The organism is Nakamurella sp. PAMC28650, assembly GCF_014303395.1.
In the GTDB taxonomy this organism is placed as follows: Bacteria; Actinomycetota; Actinomycetes; order Mycobacteriales; family Nakamurellaceae; genus Nakamurella.
The window spans coordinates 3,623,309-3,639,395 of sequence record NZ_CP060298.1 but is presented as its reverse complement, the minus strand read 5'-3'; the positions used below and the strand labels follow the sequence as shown (position 1 = coordinate 3,639,395).

The following is a 16,087-nucleotide window of genomic DNA, read 5'->3' as shown; positions in this document are numbered from 1 at the left end:
GGAGCCCGCTTCGGATGTCCACCAGACCAGGGGAACCTCAGTATCGCCCTTGAGGAAGTAAACGGTGGTCTCCCCGGCGGAAGCGGCGGGTGTCTCGAAGGCACGGTCGCCGACGCCCGGGACGTCGACGGAGTTCGCCTGGCGATTGCCGTCGTAGAGGCCCGCCCCGGCGATGGAGCTCGCGTTCACCTGCACGCCCCCTGACGCGACCGTGTAGTTACAAGTGCTGTTTCCGCCGAAAGCTCCTTCCTGTGTTTGCTCGTGGCCGGGGCCCGTCTGCGCCCAGAGCCGTTCTTGCGGCCTGCTCGCTGACCATCAGACAAGCGTGCAAGTGGCCGCTGGCGGCTGGGGAGGACGTGCCGCTTCCATCCGACGCAGTCGCCCCACCGCTCGCGGCCCTCGCATCCGGTGGGGGCTGTTGGGTCGTCGCGGTGGGTGTTCCGCCGGCGAGCGGGCTACTGCTGCACGCGGCGAGCAGCACAGCTCCGGCCGCGGCCAAGGTCAGTGTTGCCAGTCGAAGGACGGGGTGGACGTGCTGGTGGTGTGTCATTGCGGGTCTCCGATGCCGAGTGATGGATGGATGAAGGTCCGTCGGAGGTCCTCGTCGCGGGCGAGCCCCCGATCCGGGTGCCCTGGAATTTCATGTTGGCTCGATTGCCATGAAAGTCAGGGGGTTGGACGGACCCCGTCTGCCGCCTGGAGTTGCTCGAGGGTGTGCCTGAGGGCTGGTCGGGCGTCTCGGTGGTGGGGCATGAGGATGCCGTAGAGGGTGAGGAGCCACGGTTGGGGAGGCCGGGCGAGGGTGTAGTAGTGGGTGATCTGGGTCCCGGTGCCGTCGGCTTTAAGGTGGTAGCCCCAGACGGAGGAGTCCCGTCGCGTAGGGTCGAATCGTTCGGGCACGGTGCGGAAGGTGAACTCTTCCCCGCGCTTCGCGGTCACCACTTCGCAGACGCGGGACCAGCGGATGAGCCCGGCGCGGTTGCGGCCACGGAACCGGGAGCCGACGGTCCCGGGTGGTAGTCCTTCGAGCCAGCGGCACGCCTGCACTTCGCGGGAGCGTGTCGGGGTGGCACCGACGTCGGCGACGAGGTCATACAGACGTTCCGGGGTTGCGTCGATGTGCAGGCTGACCTCCCCGCGGGTGCGCCAGGGTCGACGCGCTGAGCCGATGATCTCAGGCTGATGCGTGCTGTCAGCTGCGCCCAGTTTCGGGCCAACCGGGACGTCGGCACCCCACCGAGTGGCGCATGCCTTGCGGTATCTCGGGCCGAATACGCGCAGTAGAACGAACCGGAGGGCGGGGTTGACCTTGCCGACAACGTGGTCGTAGACCGCGCGGTCGCCTCCGTCGATGAGCCAGTGACCCTCCAGTCCGAGGTCCTTCTTGCTCTTGGGCTTGATGTAGTACTCCTGCTCCCAGGCATCCCATTGTCCACATGTCAGAGTGCTGGCGACGACAGGCATCATGTCGTCCTCTTCGCGGCGCAGATGGGGATCCAGGGTGCCTCGCAGGTCATTGAGTGCCGCTGCCAGTTGCCCCCGAGCGGCGGGGAATTTTCCGTATGCCGCGGCAGTCGCGGTCACGTTTCCCATGTGAGGAGTGATCGCCGCGTGGTCGGCGTCCATCTGGTCCAGGACTTCGGCGGCCGCTGGATTCAGCGTGCGTATGGTTGGCCACAGCCAGGCGTCCTCACCGTGGTGATGGATTTCAAGGAAATCCATCATCGCCTGGATGTGCTGGGCGATCGCCACCCGCTGGGCGTCGCCTGGGACGGGCTGGTGGGACAGCGCGTCAACGGCGCGGGCGAGGTCGCGCCGCAACGCACTGTGGGCGATCCCCATCATTCGGGTGTCGGCCGGGGCCGACGATTCTCTCTTCATGACAACCCTTCTCGTTGAGTCTTCTTGGCTTGTCCAGATGCGTCCTGGCGGCTTTGCGAGACGAGTCGCAGCAGCCGCTCGGCCAGCCAGTGCTCGTGCTGCTCACGCGTCCACCCGGATCGGTGGACCAGTAGGTGAAAGACCTCCGCGCTGGTGAGCAACCAGACTTCGTCGAGCTCAAGTCGTGTGGGAGCTCTGGAGGCAACCTGCTCGAAGTAGCCGGCGACCTCTGCTCGACGTCGCTCGTCCAATGCGCCAAGCTGTTGCGCCAACAAGGCATCCGTGGCCGAACCCTGGGTGAGGGCCTGGACGAGTTCGCAGGTCCGGCTGCTGATCGCCGCCGACATGCTTGCACCGCCAGCCACACGCTCCTCACGGGTGCCGGTGCCCAGCACGGAGGCGACATCGCGCTGCGCCAGCGGGATCGGCAAGTCATCGCCGACGACCGCAACGTCCATCACTGCCGCGAAAAGGTCGCCCTTGGAGCCGAAGCCGGCATAGACGGTCTCCGTCGAGACGCCGGCAGCCTTGGCGACCTGCCGCATGCTCGTAGCGGCCCACCCGAGCTCGCAGAAGAGCCGGGTGGCCGCATCAAGGACCGCAGCGCGGGTCTGCGCGGCCTGCATACGGCGCCGAGGCGAGTGATAGGTGCGAGCCGGGTTCGAGGACACAGACGAACGATAGAACGACCCTGTTTTGATTACAAGAGCGTTCCAGTCAAATCCGTGGAGGAAATCGGATCGCTTCAGGGCGCCAAGGGTCGCCTGGTTCGCGGTTGAAGCGGGTGAGGTCGGCCGATGCCGTGCTTGGGCAAGTGGGCGGCCCCGGGGTAGGTGGCACTCATCACGACGGCCCCACAGGTGGCAACGGGTCCGCATTGTTTTGGTTGTGGGGGCCGCGGCCGTGCAGCGGGGCTGCCTTCATCGTGGCCGCCCGCTGCGTCGAGCCATAAGACCCGGTTTCGAAGGGTTCTCACTCACTCGCACAGCGAGCAGCCACACAATCCGTAAGGCAATCGCGAACTGGCACTAGCTAGGGCGTGTCCCGCGGATCTTGGAGGTCGGTTCCGACAGACTCTGATTTGTGCAGAATCGTCATGATTTGTCGGATGAGCAGTGGGCCCGGTTGGAGCCTTTGCTACCGGATCGGACCCCGATTCGGGGTGGTCGGTGGGTCGATCACCGCAGGGTCGTCGACGGGGTGCTGTGGCGGACCAGGTCCGGTTCGGCGTGGCGGGATCTCCCGGAGTGTTACGGCAATTGGAAGACGGTGTACAACCGGCATCGTCGCTGGTCAGGGGACGGTACCTGGCAGCGGGTGCTGTCGATGCTGCGGGCGGACTGCGGTCACGGCGATGTCGGTGAGTGGGCGTTGGGGGTGGATGCGACGGTGATCCGGGCGCATCACCACGCGGCAGGTGCCCGGCACGAACCGCCGAAGGACATCCCCGCCGCCGTCCTTGCCAGCGTCGTGTTGGAGGCTCCGATCAAGGCCCTCAAAGACACAGGGGGCACTATCGAACTACAAGAATTCTGCGGATCGGCCGCCGCCGGTCGTTGATCGGGAGGGTTTGGGGCGTAGCCGCGGCGGGGTGACGACGAAGATCCACATGGCGGCTGATTCGAAGTGTCGGCCGGTGGGGCGGGTCATCTCGGCTGGTCAGCGGCATGACGCGTTGGCGTTCACCGCGGTGCTGGCCGATATTCGGATCGTGCGCGGCCGTGATGGGCGGCCTAGGACCCGACCGGATCGGGTGTTGGCGGACAAGGCGTATTCCAGCGGCAGAATCCGTAAGTCGTTGCGGCGTAGGGGTATCAAGGCGACCATCCCGGAGCCGGTGAACCAGATCAACGGTCGCCTGTCCAAGGGTTCCCGTGGTGGTCGGCCACCCAAATTCGACAAGGAAATCTACAAGGACCGCAACACCGTGGAGCGGACGTTCAACCGGCTACGCGGCTACCGCGCGGTCGCCACCCGGTATGACAAACGGGAGTTCGTCTACCGAGGCACCGTCGACGTCGCCAGCATCGGAATCTGGCTCAGGCATCTAACGGAGAACGATCCACGGGACACGCCCTAGGTTGCGTGCCGCTGTGGGGAGTATCAGGGGCCGGTGCCGCCGCCGGTGAGGAGCCAGTCGCCGCCGGTTTGGCGGTGCAGGTCAAGGAACCAAGTCGTGTCACCGTCGGGTATGGATCCGTCGCCTCCGCTGGTCGTGATCGTCACTGCCAACACCGCCTCATCCGGCGACGGCATGGCCGGCACCCCGGCGATCTGATAGCCGATGAGACGAAGCGAACCCGCCTGACACAAGTCGCCACTGCCGACCTGGGCCTTACCGGCAACCAAGTATCGGTCCGCGGCAACGCAGTCACCGGCCTTGACAGCGTTCAGGTACCCGGTGACGACAGCGCGCTGCGCTGCGGCGATACCAGCAGCAGTGCTTGAGCGTTCCGGGCGTGCGGTGCTGACCATCGGTGTGGGGGCCGCCGGCCCGGCCGTGCGGTGCGACATCAACGCCCCGGTGATGCCGACGCCCCCCGCGAACAACACCACTGCGGCCGCCGCAGCGACCAGGGCGACGGTACGGCGACGCCGCGCACGGAGGTCGATACGGCCGGCCAACGCTCGGCGGACGTCAGCGTCTGACGGCGCCCGGCCGGCCAGGGCATCGAGTTCGGTGTGCAAGTCGGTATCGGTGTTCACGAGTCCTCCTGGAATCGGGCGTGGACCGGGGAAAGGTGGACCACCGCAGCTGGGGCGAATCGGTCCGCAGGGCCATCTGCGTTCGGTGTTGCTCCACTGACGGCCTGTTCGTCAGCGACTGCGATACGCATCGCAGCGAGCCCTCGGGAGATCGCGGTCCGCACGGCCCCGACGGTGACGCTGAGTTCGTCCGCGATCTCATCGGTGTCCAGGCCCAGGTAGTAGCGCAGCACGATCGCCGCGCGTGGTCGGGGCGCAAGAGCCGCCAGCAGATATCGCAACTGTGCACGGTCATCCGCGGCGATCGACGGATCGGATAGGTGGACATCTGGAAGCTCACCGGTACGCGTCGACCGGATCATCCGCACCGACCACCGGCGTTTGTCGGACAGGAACTGAGAGGTCACCATCCGGCGCACGTACGCGGCCGGGAATTCCATTGCCCCGATCCGGGGCCAGCTGGTGTGCGCTCGCAGCAGCGCCTCGGCCAGTACGTCCTGCGCCCGGTGCGGATCACCGGTCAGCACGGCCGCGTACTTCCGCAACCCGGTCAGCTCCGCACCCAGGAACTCGTCGAAGGTCACCGTTTGCTCACCGCCGCTGCTTGGTAGGAAGATCTCACCTACTCAACGCCGCCCAGGACCGATCCGCACCACCCAGCGGGGCAGATTCCTCTTCAACCGTCACCTATAGCCGAACGGTGACTGAATGTCGAAGACACCACGCCGGGCCCGCTCAGCACCGTGACCAGCCCATTCCCGTAACACCTGTCCGGTGACAAGTCCCGCACGGGTACCTCCTACGGAGCAATCGACCTCCCAATCTCATCGGCACTCCGCAGCTGTCGTTGCCGACAGTCGACCGACCACCACGCCCATCACGCAAGCAGCTGCATCCGACTGAAGCCATCGCAGTGTTCGCCGGCCGCGACAGACGGCGTGCTGCCGGCCGATGCCGTCAGTACGACGAAGGCAGGCGAGACGGTCTGCTGCGGGACGTGCAAGCTCGAGCGATGCGCCGTCGCGCTCCCCCGGCGAGCGGCTCACCCCCCTCTGGGAGGGCAGATCCGGCCGGGTCCACCACCACACCACCAAGACCGAGCAACGGGACGACCGACGCTGAGAGCCATTACGTCGAAGAAGGCAACGCCATTACGTCGAAGAAGGCAACGTTGGCGCTCGGATGACCCCGCGGGCCCCCCGCCACGTGACGTTCTTCGTGCTACCCAGGCCTCCGGTGGCCCCGGATCGCCTGTCTGACGCTCCACGCTTGCTCGGCAGATGATGTTTGATCATCTGAGCAACTGATTTTGCTTGGGAAGCCACCTCGCCTTACTGCGGGCTGCCTCGACCAGCGTGTCCGTCACCGTGACGTATCGCCCACCCGACGCCCCGGGAGCTAGCACTCGGATGGCCTGAGTTGCAACAGGTTTGCAGATCGAAGACGCACCCTCTTCGATCTCAAGGGCGTTCCGAGCCGGGCGGTTCACGTAGCGGCGGCGGCAGCAGGCCGGCCCCGGCCGGCACCGCCGCGGAGCCGACGGAATCGCCCGGGTTGTACAGCCCGCAGGCCTTGAGGGACAGACATCCGCATCCGATGCAGGAATCCAGTCGGTCGCGCAGAGCCTCGATCGCCGCGATCTTGTCATCGAGTCGTTGCCTCCAATGGCGCGAGATCCTGCGCCAGTCCGCCGGCGTGGGCGTTCGAGACGACGGTAGTTCGGCCAACTCGGCCCGGACTTCGTCCAATGACAGCCCGACATTGCGGGCCGCCCTGATGAAGGCCAACCGGCGCAACACCTGACGGTCGTAACGACGTTGGCCACCACTGGACCGACCCGCCTCGAACAGGCCCTCACGTTCGTAGAACCTCAGGGCCGAGGCCGCGAACCCGCTGCGGTGGGCCACCTCGGACACCGTCAAGCTGACCACGACCATTCGCCGGACGATACGGCTGGTGATAGTGGACTTCAACTCCTGCCACTCGAGACACAACCGGCGCCCGCGTCGGCGTCCAGAAGGCGTCCAGAAGGCGTCCGGGTGCCGGTCAGCGCAATCGCAGTCGATCGTGGCGGAAGCTTGTCGACGACCAGGTCGAAGGAATCCTGGATCATCTCGAAGACGAGCCGATCCGGCACCGATCCGTCGAGAGTGACGGTATTCCAATGCCTCTTGTTGAGGTGGTACCCGGGGATGATCGCCGGGTAGGCGGCCCGCAACCCGATGGCGATCGGAGGATCGCATTTCAAGCTGACGCGCAACGGAGGCGGGTCGGTCAGACGACTCAGCGCGAAGACCCTGCCGTGCACCTTGAACGTGCATGTCTCCGGAGTCCGGCCGAAGGGATGGTCCTCCAGCGCTGCGGGCAGGTCCAGGCAGTAGGACCGCAGCACGTCGGCGGAGATCGTCATGATTCAGTCGAGGTGCTTGCGGAGGAAGGCGATGTCGGCGCTCTGCCCGTCACCGGGTGTCTCGACGATCACGTCGGAGCCGGCGGCGCGGCAGACCGCCGCGATCTGCGCCGCGTCGATCGTCCCGGCGTCGAAATTAGCGTGGCGGTCGGCGCCGGAGTCGAATTCGTCACGACTGCTGTTGGCGTGCACCAGATCGATCCGCCCGGTGATGGCCATCACGCGGTCGACCACGGTCACCAGATCCTCCCCGCCCGCGAAGGCATGACAGGTGTCCAAGCAGAATCCGACGCCGAACTCACCGACGGCATCCCAGAGTCGAGCCAGCCGATCGAACCGACGCGCGATCGCGTGATTGCCTCCGGCAGTGTTCTCGATCAGGACCGGGAGCGGGAACTCCTCGCGTTCGAACACCTTGTGCCAGTTGTCGAAACCTTTGTCCAGTTCGGCGTCGGAGGCCACGTGCCCTCCGTGCACGATCAGTCCCCTGGCGCCGATGTCGGCGGCCGCCGCCGCGTGCTGGGAAAGGATCTTCCGGCTGGGAATCCGGACCCGATTGTTCATGGTGGCGACGTTGATGATGTACGGGGCGTGGATGTACAGCGGGATCTTGGCGGCCCGGAGCGCAGCCGCAGCCGGGTGCTCGACCGGCTTCTTCCAGCCCTGCGGATCGGCCAGGAAGAACTGGGCCGCGCCAGCGCCGACTGCCGCCGCAGCGGTCAGCGGGTCGGCGGAATCGACGTGAGCACCGATGGCAACCATGCCCGGAACGCTAGCCGACCGGACCGACAACATCAGAACCGGTCAACATCGGAACCGGCGTCGCGTGGGTCCCGCCGCCGTCTCCGATGGCCCCCGCTGTGCTCTACTCCCCCGTTCCTCTCGGCGCCCACCGACTGGGCGGGCGCGCCACTGACGGCCCGACCTTCTATCGTGGCCACATGGAAGATCAGGCCGACACGCGACCGCCCGCCGCCGCCACGCCCGCGGTGATCGTCCGCGACAACGAGGTCGAGGACCGATTCGAACTGTTCGTCGACGGGGTACCGGCCGGTGTCCTGGACTACCAGGTCCACGGCGGGGCATATGCGTTGATGCACACCGAGATCGATCCCGACTTCGAGGGCCGAGGGATGGGTTCGCAACTGATCGGCCATGCCTTGGATCAATTGCGAGCAGCAGGGCACGGCGCGCTCCCCTACTGCCCCTTCGTGCTCTCCTACCTCCCCCTTCGTGCTCTCCTACCTCCGGAGTCACCCTGAGTACCTTGATCTGGTGCCGAGCAGCTACCGGGCTCGTTTCGACCTCCCCGCGCGCTGAGTTTCAGGGCTAGCGTCGGACCCTGTCACCGCAGACGAGGGGGAACACCATGGCACGCACCGTCGCGCGAAAGCGCCTCACTTTTCCAGGTATCAGTTCCAGGGCCTGGGAGCATCCGGCCGACCGGTCGGCCCTGGTGGCACTGCGGGCCGTCCCCGGATTCGACACGGTCCTCAAGGCACTGGCCGGGCTGTTCCGCGAACGCAAGCACCGGCTGATCTTCCTGGCCTCCGCGGTCAAGGTCAGCGATCGTCAGTTCGCCGAGATCGACCGCCTGTTCAGTGATGCGCTGCTCACGTTGGACTCGCCGCGACGGCCGGAGCTCTACATCCGGCAGGATCCGGCGGCCAACGCGATGTGCATCGGGATGGACGAGCCCTTCATCGTGGTGACGACCGGGTTGATCGAGCTCTTGGACGACCCCGACGAACTGCGCTGCGTGCTCGGCCACGAGTTGGGGCACGCAATGAGTGGCCACGCCGTCTACCAGACCATGCTGTTCCACCTGCTGCGGATCGCCGACAACTTCGGCTGGATGCCGTTGGGCGGCTTGGCTTTGCGCGCCATCATCGCGGCCCTGTACGAGTGGAGCCGGAAGGCGGAGCAATCAGCCGACCGGGCCGGCATGCTCGTCGCACAGGACCCGCAGGTGTCGCTGCGCGTGATGATGAAGATGGCCGGTGGTGCCAGCCTGGGCAAGATGGACACGGTGGCCTTCCTGGAGCAGGCCGCGGAGTACGAGGGCGCCGGCGACATCCGCGACGGCGTGCTGAAACTGATGAACCTCGAGCGCCAGACCCACCCGTTCTCGGTGGTGCGGGCCGCGGAGATCCGCAAGTGGGTCGAGACCGGTGACTACCAGGCCATCATGGCCGGCGACTACCCACGGCGCGCCGACGACTCGCAGGCCTCGATCGCCGACGAGCTCAAGGCAGCGGCCCGCAGCTACCGGGACGGGTTCACCAACTCGACGGATCCGCTGGCGCAGACGGCCAGGAACGTCGGCCGTGACTTCGGGGGCGCCGCCCAGAACGTCGGACAGAATGTCGCCGACGGGCTGACCAATCTGTGGAAGCGTTTCGACACGGGTGATCCGGCCACCGAGACGGACCAGACGGACGAACCGCCCGCCGACAAGCCCAAGCCCGGCAGCGGCAAGAAGGGCCGTCCGGCGAAGTAGTCGATGACGAAGGGGCGTCCGGCAACAGTCAAGATGGACCGATGCGTCCCCGCCGTGGTGTCTTCCTGACGGTCCTGATCCTCGTCTTGTTGTTGCTGCACGGCGTCCCGTGGTGGAGGTTGGTGCTCGCGCCGCACTGGCCGGCCGTGGTCACCGACGTCGGGTCCGCCGTGGCACTGGTGGCGTTGATCGGTTTCCCGTTGGCCATGTGGAAGGGCCACGGGAAGGCACGGCGTGACCGGCCGGCCGTCATCGGCGACACCTGGCTCGGCATCCTGTGGCAGCTCTTCGCCTGGACCGTGCTGGGCGAGATCCTCGATCTGGTCCTGGCACTGAGCGGACTGGAGGCACCGGGACGGCAGCGCTGGGTGGCCGGCGTCGTGGTGGTGTGGGTCGCCCTGCTGTGCTCCTGGGGCATGTGGCAGGCCCGGCGCGTCCCGCCCGTCAGGACCGTCGAGGTCACCCTGCCGCGCCTGGGCCGCGGGCTGGACGGCCTGCGACTGGTGCTGATCGCCGATACCCATTTCGGACCGATCGACCGGTCCGGGTGGTCCGCCCGCCTCGTCGAGCGAGCCAACGCGTTGAACCCCGACATCCTCGCCCATGCCGGCGATCTCACCGATGGTTCGGTGGATCGGCGGAGCGCACAGGTCGCCCCGCTGGGCGTCGCACAGGCGTCGCTGGCCAGGGTCTACATCACCGGGAATCACGAGTACATGTCCGGGGCACCCGACTGGGTCGCCCACATGCACGGTCTGGGCTGGACCGTGCTGCACAATCGGCACATCGTGCTCGAACGCGGCGGCAGCCGGCTGGTGGTGGCCGGCATCGACGACCTGACGGCCCAGGATTCCGGCGTCCCGGGGCACGCGGCAGACCTGCCCGGCGCCCTGGCGGGAGTCGATGCCGACCTGCCGATCGTGCTGCTGGCCCACCAGCCCAAGTCGGTCCGGATGTCGGCACCCGCCGGCGTCGACCTGCAGCTGTCCGGGCACACCCACGGTGGCCAGATGTGGCCGTTCCACTTGATCGTCAGGGCCGAGCAGGGCGCTCTGGCCGGACTCTCCCGCCACGGTGAGCGCACCGTGCTCTACACCAGCCGGGGCTCCGGATTCTGGGGACCGCCGTTCCGCATCTTCGCTCCCAACGAGATCACCCTGCTGATTCTCCGCAGCGGGTCGCAGCCTGATCCGCTGGTGAGTTGAAACGGGCGAATCGGACAGAATTCGACAGTAACCCACCGCTCGATGGGGACTCGGGTCAATAGATTCAGCGAATGCGCTCGGCGGAGCGGGCAGCGGTCAGCATTTCCCGCACCAGCACGCCCAGTTCGGCGGTCGGGGCACCCTCGGTCAGAGCCGTCGCGACGTCCTCCGCGGCACACCTGACCTGATAGAGACGATCAGCCAGATCGTTGCGTTCCTCCACCGACAGCACCACGGCATCGGGGGGTAGAGCGCCGCGCTCCAGGGCATGCCGGCTCTCGTAGGCCCGTTGACGGCAGGCCTGGGCGCAGTACCGCCGCCGCCGGCCGACCGATCCGGCCGTCGGCAGTTCACGACCGCACCATTCGCACCGGGTCGGGCCCTTCGGGAGCCCACCCGCCGGGGCCGATCGTCCGGTCGTCGTCGCAGCCACCATGGCCGCAACGTTAGTGCGCATCGGCCCGGGGCCCGACATGACAGACTGCTTCGCATGACGGCCTACCTCGCCGGGTCCGGCCCCCGAGCATTCGCCCATCGCGGTTGGCACATCGGAGATCTGGCGGGTTGCGAGAACACCATGGCGGCGTTCGCCAGGGCGGTCGACGAGGGTTACCGCTACCTCGAGACGGATGTCCACGCCACCGCGGACGGCGTCCTGGTCGCCTTCCACGATTTCCGCCTCGATCGCGTCACCGACGGGCGCGGGCGGATCTCGGACCTGACGTGGGACCAGGTCCGCACCGCTCTGATCGGTGGGCGGGAGCCGATTCCGCTGATGGCCGAGGTGCTGGCGGCCTTCCCGGACACCCGGTTCAACATCGATCCCAAGACGGACCGGGCCGTCGGGCCGTTGATCGACCTGCTGCAATCCTCTGGCGCGATCGATCGGGTCGGACTCGGGTCGTTCTCCGACCGACGACTGGCCACCCTTCGACAGGCACTGGGGCCGGATGTCGCCACCTCGCTCGGACCCAGCGGTGTCGCTCTGCTGGTGGCGGCGAGCAGACTCCGGCTGACTCCCAGGCCCGGCGGCGCGCAGGCCGCCCAGGTCCCCGTCCGATACGGCCGGGCGAGGGTGATCAGCCCCGCGTTCATCAGGACCGCCCACGTCGGCGGCCTCGAGGTGCACGTGTGGACGGTCGACCGGCCGGCAGAGATGCACCGGCTGCTCGATCTCGGCGCCGACGGCATCATGACGGACCGCCCCGACCTCCTGCGCACGGTGCTCCTGGAACGCGGCGAATGGGAGTGAGCACGCCTGGGTCGACCCCGGCGGGGCCCCCCGCAACCCGGCGGAACATCGCCGAGCCCAGCACCGCCCTGTCGACGGTGCCGGCCGCCGGGTCCCGGCGTGGGCAGGTCCCGACCGGCACCCTCAAGTTCTTCTACGGCCCGATGGACTGCGGCAAGTCGACGCTGGCCCTGCAACTGGACCACAACCACTCCCGGCAGGGCCGGCGCGGCCTGCTGCTGACGCGTCTGGACCGTTCGCACCGGGGCCAGATCACGTCGCGGATGGGGATCACCCGGACGGCCATCGAGGTGGACGACGACATCGATCTGGCCGACCTGGTGCGGGCGTCCTGGGCCGCCGGCCGCCGCGTCGACTACCTGATCGTCGACGAGGCGCAGTTCTTCACCCCGTCCCAGATCGACCAGCTGGCCCAGCTCGCCGACGACGTCCAGGTCGACGTCTACGCCTTCGGGATCGCCACCGACTTCCGCGGACGGATGTTCCCCGGGTCCCTGCGACTTTTCGAGCTCGCGGACCAGGTGCTCCCGATCCAGGTCGAGGTGCTCTGCTGGTGCGGTGCGGCCGGCCGCTTCAACGCCAGGGTGGTGGACGGCGAGATCGCCCGGGACGGCGCGCAGGTGGTGGTGGCCGATACCGCACTCGACGACGCCACCGCCGTCCGCTACCAGGTGCTGTGCCGTCGGCATCATCGCTCCGGTGACCTGGGCCCGGATTCCGGTGAGGTCCTACCCCTCGGGGGCTCCTGAGCCTGCGCTCGACTGTGTCACCCATCACCATTGCCGCGAAATCCTGGTACTGTGCCGACGCCGCCACGGACAAGTGCGCTAGCCTGACGCGCTCCGCCGCTCCGGCAGCACCCGCCCGACCTGCGGATCAATACCCGGCACCGTGGTGTCGGCTCCGGGTTTCCATCGCTCCGATGCTTGTCCACCTGCTCCGTGCGCGCAAATCAGATCGTCCGGGGAGCCATCCGGGGCGCGATCGGGAACGAACCAACCACTGACGGCGTTACCACTCGGTAGCGCCCCCACCGGGGCAGCATGCCGGATGAACTCTCCCGGCCCCCGGAACCACGTTACTCGCGTGGCTCCGGACGAACGCCAGAAAGGAACACCATGGCTGACCGCGTCCTACGCGGAAGTCGCCTCGGAAGCACCAGCTACGAGGCTGATCGCAACCACGACCTCGCCCCCCGCCGAACGGCCACCTTTCGTTGCCCCCGTGGCCACGAATTCACCGTACCGATGGCCGACGACGCCGAAGTACCGGCCGTCTGGGACTGCCGGATGCACGGACTCGAATCCGCTCTGATCGACGGATCGGCGCCAGAGGGCAAGGCCGTCAAGCCCCCGCGCACCCACTGGGACATGCTCCTGGAACGACGCTCCATCGCCGAGCTCGAGGAGATCCTCGGCGAGCGTCTGGCCGAACTCAAGGCCCGCCGCACCGCGTCCTGACGATCCACCTGCCTGATCGCAGCGGCCCCACATCCGGAAACCGGGTGTGGGGCCGCTGTTGTCGGGTCGTGGTCCTGCGCGGTGTCAGCTCTTGACGGTCTCGCGTCGCCCGGTGAACAGGCCCGTGACCTGGTGCCACCGGTGTCGCAGTCCCCAGAAGGTGATCTTGACCAGTGCCTCGCGGACGATGTTGCCGCTCATCTTCGACACCCCGATCTCCCGCTCGGTGAAGGTGATCGGCACCTCCACCACCCGGAATCCGCCGAGGATCGTCCGCCAGGCGAGGTCGACCTGGAACACGTAGCCGTGGGAGGCGACCTCGTTCAACGGGATCGTCCTGATCACCTCGGCGCGGTAGGCGCGGTAACCGGCGGTGATGTCCTTGACCCCGACTCCCAGCGCCAGTCGGGAGTAGAGGTTGGCGCCCCGGGACAGCACAAGGCGGCGGACCGGCCAGTTCACCACCGAGCCACCCCGCACGTACCGGGATCCGATCACCAGGTCGGCGTGATCCAGGGCACCCAGTAGGCGCGGAAGTTGTTCGGGCGCATGCGATCCGTCTGCGTCCATCTCGATCAGGACGTCGTAGCCGTGTGCCAGACCCCAGCCGAACCCGGCGAAGTAGGCGGGTCCGAGCCCGTTCTTCTCGGTCCGGTGCAGCACCGAGATCATCGGGTCGGCTGCGGCCCTCCCGTCGGCGATGTCGCCGGTGCCGTCGGGGCTGCCGTCGTCGACCACCAGCACCCCGGCGGTCGGCACGGCAGCGCGGAGCCGATCCAGGATGCGCGGCAGATTCTCCCTCTCGTTGAAGGTCGGGATGATGACGAGCACCTTCTCGCCGTCGGGTGCCGTGTCGACGCTTTCGTCGGGACTCACTGGTGTTGCTTCTCCTTCGAGGACATGGGGATCAACGACCGGTGACCTGGCTGTGCCGGGCCGGTTCCGGTGCTGATTCGCGCTGTACCGATGCGCGCCGTGCTGATAAGCGCCGTGCTGATGAGCGCCGCGCTGATGCGGTCCCGTCACGCCGGCGGCCGAGCACCGTGGCGCCGGCCAGCGCCAGCAGGCCGCCGACACTGACCACCCATTCCAGCGGACCGCCGATGACCGTACCCGGGGTGGTCGCCGAGATCAGCGGAACCGTCGGCGTCAGGTAGCCGGCGGTGAACAACCCGAGGCTCGACTGGACCTTGCCGTCCGGTCCGATGACGGCCGACACCCCGCTGGTCGAGGAGATCAATACGTCCCGGCCGTATTCGACGGCCCGGACGCGGCTCATCGCCTGCTGCTGGTAGGTCTCGTTGGTGTACCCGAAGGTGGCGTTGTTGGTCTGCACGACCAGCACCTGTGCGCCGCCGTCGACGACGTCGCGGACGATGCTGTCGTAGACCACCTCGAAGCAGATGACGTCACCGATGTTCACGCCTGCGACGTCCAGGTTGCCCGGCCGGGAACCCGGTAGGAACTCGCCCCGTTGCAGGTCCACCTTGTCCGAGAAGATCCGGAAGAACGAACGGTAGGGCATGTACTCGCCGAACGGGACGGGGTGCATCTTGGAGTACGTCTGGGCCGACAGCTTCGCGGCCGGCCCGGTGACCGGATCCCAGACGATCCCCATGTTGTAGTTCTTCCCGGGAGTCCCGCTGCCGACGACCGCACCCACCAGCACCGGCACACCGATGTCCTGGACCGCGGAGGTGATCACCGCCGCGGCATCGGCATTGGCGTAGGGATCGATGTCCGAAGCGTTCTCCGGCCAGATCACCAGATCCGGTTTCGGGGCGGTACCGGCCCGCACCGCGGCCGCCAGCTTGTGGGTCTGCAGCGCATGAAGATCGAGGACGGCACGGCGCCGCGCGTTGAATTCCAGACCGGGTGCGGGGACGTCACCCTGGATGACGGCGATCGTCCGGGTGGGGGCGCCTCTGCCACTCTGCTCGGTGGAGAGGCCGACGATGCCCAGGACGAACGGCACTGCCACCAGCAGCACCGGACCGAGGAGCAGCACCGGGCGGAACTGCCGGCGACGGGTCCAGGCGGCCCGGGCGACGCCGGCCAGTCCAAACCCGCCGAGCGCGGTGATGAAGGCCAAACCGGAGGCGCCCACCAGGGAGGCGGCCGGGAGCAAAGGCCCGTCGGGCTGCGTGTAGGCGATCCCACCCCAGGGGAATCCTCCGAACGGAGCCCGCCCGCGCAGTGCCTCGCCGGCCATCCAGAGCGCCGCGGCCCACAGGGGCCAGACGGGCAACCGGCGCGAGGCCGATGCGATCAACGCCGCGACCGGCATGGTCAACAACGCCTCGGCGACGGCCAGCGCGGTGGCCACCGGCCCCACGTAGACCGTCACCCAGTTCAGCAGCGGCACGTAGAAGGTCAACCCGAAGACGAGACCGAGACCGAGCGCGGGACGGATGCGGCAGCCGTGCACCGACAGGCCCAGCAGGGCCAGACCGACCAGCGCCATCCACCACAGCGTCGTCGGTGCGAAGGAGAGGTCGAGCGCGAGCCCGCCGGCCGCCGCGCTCAGCAGACGAAGTCCGCCGGTGCCCAGCAGGGCCCTCCGCAGGCGGGTCGGACGACCTGTCCGACTGCCCGGAGGCAGCCTCCTGCGCACGAGCTCGGCGGACGGCGGTTGGTCGGCCGCGGAAGATGACACCCCGTCAGAGTAATGCC

The 16,087-nt window shown here is 67.7% G+C and carries 17 protein-coding genes; 7 read left to right on the top strand and 10 right to left on the bottom strand.

Annotated elements, in window-relative coordinates; translation table 11 throughout:
- Window positions 1–666 precede the first annotated feature (666 nt).
- Complete coding sequence (locus H7F38_RS16445) at window positions 667–1,842, bottom strand: hemerythrin domain-containing protein (protein WP_255498427.1); 1,176 nt, start codon at window positions 1,840–1,842, stop codon at window positions 667–669.
- 35 nt (window positions 1,843–1,877) lie between these two features.
- Window positions 1,878–2,552: a TetR/AcrR family transcriptional regulator gene (locus tag H7F38_RS16440; protein ID WP_187090848.1), complete on the bottom strand. Its 675-nt coding sequence runs from the start codon at window positions 2,550–2,552 to the stop codon at window positions 1,878–1,880.
- Window positions 2,553–2,964: 412 nt separating this feature from the next.
- On the opposite strand from H7F38_RS16440, the gene H7F38_RS26695 reads away from it, so the two are divergent.
- A protein-coding gene (locus H7F38_RS26695; protein ID WP_370531258.1) for an IS5 family transposase occupies window positions 2,965–3,961 on the top strand; the annotation gives its coding sequence in 2 pieces (ribosomal slippage) (window positions 2,965–3,366 and window positions 3,368–3,961; 996 coding nt in all).
- Between the two features lie 23 nt (window positions 3,962–3,984).
- On the opposite strand, the gene H7F38_RS16425 is transcribed toward H7F38_RS26695, so the two are convergent.
- The 5 genes from H7F38_RS16425 to H7F38_RS16405 all read right to left on the bottom strand — a co-directional run bounded on the left by H7F38_RS16425 (window position 3,985) and on the right by H7F38_RS16405 (window position 7,759).
- On the bottom strand, window positions 3,985–4,587 hold the full coding sequence (locus H7F38_RS16425) for a hypothetical protein (RefSeq protein WP_187090846.1): 603 nt from the start codon (window positions 4,585–4,587) through the stop codon (window positions 3,985–3,987).
- Window positions 4,584–5,171, bottom strand: a complete 588-nt coding sequence (locus H7F38_RS16420; protein WP_187090845.1) for a sigma factor-like helix-turn-helix DNA-binding protein — start codon at window positions 5,169–5,171, stop codon at window positions 4,584–4,586. The genes H7F38_RS16425 and H7F38_RS16420 overlap by 4 nt, the downstream gene beginning before the upstream one ends.
- Window positions 5,172–6,047: 876 nt before the next feature.
- Window positions 6,048–6,524: a redox-sensitive transcriptional activator SoxR gene (gene soxR / locus H7F38_RS16415; protein ID WP_187090844.1), complete on the bottom strand. Its 477-nt coding sequence runs from the start codon at window positions 6,522–6,524 to the stop codon at window positions 6,048–6,050.
- A 32-nt stretch (window positions 6,525–6,556) separates the two neighbouring features.
- Window positions 6,557–6,997, bottom strand: a complete 441-nt coding sequence (locus H7F38_RS16410) for an MmcQ/YjbR family DNA-binding protein (RefSeq protein WP_187090843.1) — start codon at window positions 6,995–6,997, stop codon at window positions 6,557–6,559.
- Between the two features lie 3 nt (window positions 6,998–7,000).
- Window positions 7,001–7,759, bottom strand: coding sequence for a deoxyribonuclease IV (locus H7F38_RS16405; RefSeq protein ID WP_187090842.1), 759 nt, complete (start codon window positions 7,757–7,759; stop codon window positions 7,001–7,003).
- 179 nt (window positions 7,760–7,938) lie between these two features.
- Between H7F38_RS16405 and H7F38_RS16400 the strand changes: the two genes are divergently transcribed.
- From H7F38_RS16400 to H7F38_RS16390, 3 genes are all read left to right on the top strand, one after another.
- Window positions 7,939–8,259: a GNAT family N-acetyltransferase gene (locus H7F38_RS16400; RefSeq protein WP_222618126.1), complete on the top strand. Its 321-nt coding sequence runs from the start codon at window positions 7,939–7,941 to the stop codon at window positions 8,257–8,259.
- Between the two features lie 107 nt (window positions 8,260–8,366).
- Window positions 8,367–9,497 carry a M48 family metallopeptidase gene (locus H7F38_RS16395; RefSeq protein WP_187090841.1) on the top strand — a complete coding sequence of 377 codons (1,131 nt, stop codon included), beginning with the start codon at window positions 8,367–8,369 and terminating at the stop codon, window positions 9,495–9,497.
- A gap of 41 nt (window positions 9,498–9,538) precedes the next feature.
- A complete protein-coding gene (locus tag H7F38_RS16390; RefSeq protein ID WP_187090840.1) occupies window positions 9,539–10,702 on the top strand; it encodes a metallophosphoesterase in 1,164 nt (387 codons plus the stop codon).
- A 64-nt stretch (window positions 10,703–10,766) separates the two neighbouring features.
- Here the strand turns inward: H7F38_RS16390 and H7F38_RS16385 are convergent, their stop codons facing one another.
- The gene (locus H7F38_RS16385) at window positions 10,767–11,138 is read right to left on the bottom strand and encodes a hypothetical protein (protein WP_187090839.1); all 372 of its coding nucleotides are present in this window, start codon (window positions 11,136–11,138) and stop codon (window positions 10,767–10,769) included.
- Window positions 11,139–11,192: 54 nt separating this feature from the next.
- On the opposite strand from H7F38_RS16385, the gene H7F38_RS16380 reads away from it, so the two are divergent.
- From H7F38_RS16380 to H7F38_RS16370, 3 genes are all read left to right on the top strand, one after another.
- On the top strand, window positions 11,193–11,954 hold the full coding sequence (locus tag H7F38_RS16380; RefSeq protein ID WP_187090838.1) for a glycerophosphodiester phosphodiesterase: 762 nt from the start codon (window positions 11,193–11,195) through the stop codon (window positions 11,952–11,954).
- Entirely contained in the window at window positions 11,951–12,703 is a 753-nt protein-coding gene (locus H7F38_RS16375; protein ID WP_255498020.1) for a thymidine kinase, read from the top strand. Before H7F38_RS16380 ends, H7F38_RS16375 begins: the two co-directional genes overlap by 4 nt.
- 369 nt (window positions 12,704–13,072) lie before the next feature.
- Window positions 13,073–13,414, top strand: coding sequence for an RNA polymerase-binding protein RbpA (locus H7F38_RS16370; RefSeq protein ID WP_090478812.1), 342 nt, complete (start codon window positions 13,073–13,075; stop codon window positions 13,412–13,414).
- A gap of 84 nt (window positions 13,415–13,498) precedes the next feature.
- Here the strand turns inward: H7F38_RS16370 and H7F38_RS16365 are convergent, their stop codons facing one another.
- Both H7F38_RS16365 and lnt read right to left on the bottom strand, forming a co-directional pair.
- Window positions 13,499–14,290: a polyprenol monophosphomannose synthase gene (locus H7F38_RS16365; RefSeq protein ID WP_222618125.1), complete on the bottom strand. Its 792-nt coding sequence runs from the start codon at window positions 14,288–14,290 to the stop codon at window positions 13,499–13,501.
- Between the two features lie 31 nt (window positions 14,291–14,321).
- The gene (gene lnt, locus H7F38_RS16360) at window positions 14,322–16,070 is read right to left on the bottom strand and encodes an apolipoprotein N-acyltransferase (protein ID WP_187090836.1); all 1,749 of its coding nucleotides are present in this window, start codon (window positions 16,068–16,070) and stop codon (window positions 14,322–14,324) included.
- Window positions 16,071–16,087: the final 17 nt, after the last annotated feature.

What these genes read in the sequence shown, in the direction of transcription:
- H7F38_RS16385 (WP_187090839.1), bottom strand. Translation starts at nt 11,138, where the DNA reads ATGGTGGCTGCGACGACGACCGGACGATCGGCCCCGGCGGGTGGGCTC.
- H7F38_RS16405 (WP_187090842.1), bottom strand. Translation starts at nt 7,759, where the DNA reads ATGGTTGCCATCGGTGCTCACGTCGATTCCGCCGACCCGCTGACCGCT.
- soxR (WP_187090844.1), bottom strand. Translation starts at nt 6,524, where the DNA reads ATGGTCGTGGTCAGCTTGACGGTGTCCGAGGTGGCCCACCGCAGCGGG.
- H7F38_RS16380 (WP_187090838.1), top strand. Translation starts at nt 11,193, where the DNA reads ATGACGGCCTACCTCGCCGGGTCCGGCCCCCGAGCATTCGCCCATCGC.
- H7F38_RS16390 (WP_187090840.1), top strand. Translation starts at nt 9,539, where the DNA reads ATGCGTCCCCGCCGTGGTGTCTTCCTGACGGTCCTGATCCTCGTCTTG.
- H7F38_RS16395 (WP_187090841.1), top strand. Translation starts at nt 8,367, where the DNA reads ATGGCACGCACCGTCGCGCGAAAGCGCCTCACTTTTCCAGGTATCAGT.
- H7F38_RS16370 (WP_090478812.1), top strand. Translation starts at nt 13,073, where the DNA reads ATGGCTGACCGCGTCCTACGCGGAAGTCGCCTCGGAAGCACCAGCTAC.
- H7F38_RS16410 (WP_187090843.1), bottom strand. Translation starts at nt 6,997, where the DNA reads ATGACGATCTCCGCCGACGTGCTGCGGTCCTACTGCCTGGACCTGCCC.
- H7F38_RS16445 (WP_255498427.1), bottom strand. Translation starts at nt 1,842, where the DNA reads ATGGGGATCGCCCACAGTGCGTTGCGGCGCGACCTCGCCCGCGCCGTT.
- H7F38_RS16400 (WP_222618126.1), top strand. Translation starts at nt 7,939, where the DNA reads ATGGAAGATCAGGCCGACACGCGACCGCCCGCCGCCGCCACGCCCGCG.